The sequence below is a fragment of the Capnocytophaga sp. oral taxon 329 str. F0087 genome, assembly GCF_000213295.2.
In the GTDB taxonomy this organism is placed as follows: domain Bacteria; phylum Bacteroidota; class Bacteroidia; order Flavobacteriales; family Flavobacteriaceae; genus Capnocytophaga; species Capnocytophaga leadbetteri_A.
Genome location: NZ_KN390032.1, coordinates 12,757 through 15,738, shown reverse-complemented (window position 1 = coordinate 15,738; position 2,982 = coordinate 12,757). Strand labels below are relative to the sequence as shown.

Below are 2,982 nucleotides of genomic sequence, written 5' to 3'. Positions count from 1 at the left end.
ATTAATAATAGTGAAATTATTATTTTGCTGACAACCGTTAGCGTCTGTTACTATAACCCTATAAGTACCTGTTTGAGTAAGAGTAAACTGAGGACTAGTTTGTGCTGTACTAATAGTAGCCGTTCCCTTATAAAGAGCATATCTATACGGTAAGGTACCTCCTGTTGCTGTCATCGTTACACGTGCCGTAGCTGGGTTGCAAGCCAAATATGTGTCTGACTTACTCGCATCTAAACTAAGCGTAAGAACTGCTGGCTGAGTAATCGTAAAGGTTCGCGTAAACTCACAATTAGAATTGTTAAGCTCCCCACGGAATTTTACGGTATGGGCTCCTACTGGTATATTTTCCCATTTATAAACTGCGTCAGTAACTGGTACAAAAGCTCCTACATTATCTTTCTGTACATAGTAGGTCGTATTTTGTGGGTTCTTAACTGCTATCTGATAAGTACCCGTACCTCCATAACATTTGGCATTGGTTACTTTCTGTGTATTAGTTTGTACCCCAAATGCTTGATTATCTTTCACTACCACTGTAGTAGTATAAGTAGACGGACAAGCCTCTGGCTCTTGGTATAAGTAAATATCGTCTATTGCCAAGTCGTTACCACTATGTTCATTGCTAAACGAACGCACTACCGCATAAAGAGTGGTATTATTGCCTGGATTTAGCTGTACTTTGTACTCTTTCCAGTCATTTACATTAGCATGTTTAGGTATAAAACCTATGTTATTAGAAGCCAATATATTGGTTTGTGCCAAGGCATCGGCTTCAGTTCTATAAAGTTCTAACTTGATATTAGGGTCGTTAGCAGCCGTAGTATGTCCATCACCCCTTATTAAATTGTAAAGAGCAATAGAGAATTGTATTGGTTTATTAGGGATGATATCCGTCATCTTACGTTGATACAATATACCCGCTACCCCTGCTGAACTACCTATATTTACAAACAAGATACGACCATTAGTTTTCCCTGTATGGTCTACTGGGTCATCACCCCATAGGTTTGGACGCATTTTATCTACTACTGTATACTCACCATCATTTACAGTAGGTCCATACGGATTAGCTCTACCTACTCCAGCACGATTATATAAGATAGTACTACCATCTTGAGGTTCAAAAACATAAGAGTCATTTATATAAGGAGTTTTTACGTGGGTAGTACCCGCCCCAAAATCTTCTAAGAAGAGTACATTCTTACTAGGAGGGTTGGCATCAGCATATTGTATCACAATAGTATGGGTACCCACAGCAAGGTTTGTAAAGGTATCACTATTTTGTGGAGTACCGCCATCTACCTGATAAGTATAGGTATAGGTAGTCCCCTTGCTGCTGTTTACTTTCACAGTTGCCTTACCCTCACAGTTATAAGTAAGAGTGGTACTAAAAGTAGGTTCCGCTATCTTATTATCTACTTTTACGGTGATATTATCTCTTCTACAACCGTAGTTATCTCTTACTGCCAATTGATAAGTACCAGGTGCTAACCACGTTTGGGTAGCGGTACCAAAATTAACACCTCCATCAAAACTATATTCATAAGGTGGTACCCCTCCTTGTACGTTAGCAAAACGTACCAAAGCTTTGCCGGCATTAGCCCCCGTACCACATTCTACCAACTTTTCAACCCCTGCTGAAGCAATAAGGTTATCAGTAGCGGTTAAATCTGGAATAGTGATAGCCGATAAGGTGAGCGTACACGTTTGCCCGTTGATAGTATATAGTACCGTAGGCGTATAAGTAGTATTAGCAGTAAGCCCTGTAATAGTACGTGTACCTTGTGGTGTCTTGCCTACCAAAGCGTATTGATAGGTATAAGAATGTACACTCTGTGGCTCTGTAAAATATATTTGTATCTGCTGACCGCATTGGGTTATCTGATAATTTGCTGTAGCAGTAGGGGCTGTCAGCTGAGTGATAACCGCTGTAGTAGTGGTAGTACAACCATACCTATCTACTACCGCAAAAGCATAAGTACCTGGGGTAGTTACCGAAAAATCGTAGTAATTACCGGTGTAGTTATACATAAGTGTCCCCGCATTCATACGGAATCCATATGACTGTCCTTTCTCTCCTCCTGTACCTGTTACACGTATCACCCCTGGTGCACAAGGTGTAATCGGTTTGAGCACACTAGCTGTAATACCTACTGGGGTATTCTCAGCTACAGTTACTACTTGCTTAATATCACATCCTTGATTATTAATTACCTCTACATAATATCTACCTGCTCTAAAATAGTTACCCAATACCACCTGAGTAGTCTGACTTGCATTACCTGTAGATGTACGCGTAAAGAGTACTGCCCCCGAAGCATTGTCCTTACGCACCTTTATAGTATAAGGGTTATAAGGAGGATTAGTAAGATTAATAGTCATTGTAGCGTTACTACCATAGCAAAGAGCTTTCTCAGTAGACACACTAAGCACTGGGGTTACCTTTTTCACATCTATATCGCTTATCTCAAAGATACAAGGCTTTTGAGTAGTAGAGGTTACCGTCTGTTTGATAAGCACTCGATAGATACCTGCACTTAAGTTTGAAAACTCTCTCCCTGTCTGCCAGTTAGTTACTGTAGTCGTACCCTTCAGCAGTGCAAACTGATAACCCATAGTAGTAGGGTCTGTCACAGTTATTTTCCCTTTAGTAGTACATACCTCATTTGTCCAAGTTACTTTAGGTTCAAGTGGATTCTTAGTAACAAGGAAATAATAAGTAGACACACAGCCTCCTTGGAAAGTAACAGTAAGACGATAGTCGCCCGCTTCTGTAAATTTCTGTGTAGTAGTCGTACCGTTTACTACATTCATCGATGTCCAACTACAACCATAGCTACTAAGGTCTGCCGGACAGTCTTGCGGTACTGGTTTATTACAATTCCCGCGTTTCTCCCATTCAAATCTCTCAGCATTGTTAACAGTAACAGTAAGGTCTAAAGAAGCATTTTTACCGCATAGGTATACTTGTGGGTATTTTCT

General features: G+C 40.3%; 1 pseudogene. It reads right to left on the bottom strand.

The features are described 5' to 3' along the window. Positions 1–2,982 (bottom strand): annotated as a pseudogene (locus HMPREF9074_RS12425) (gliding motility protein); the annotation flags it as partial.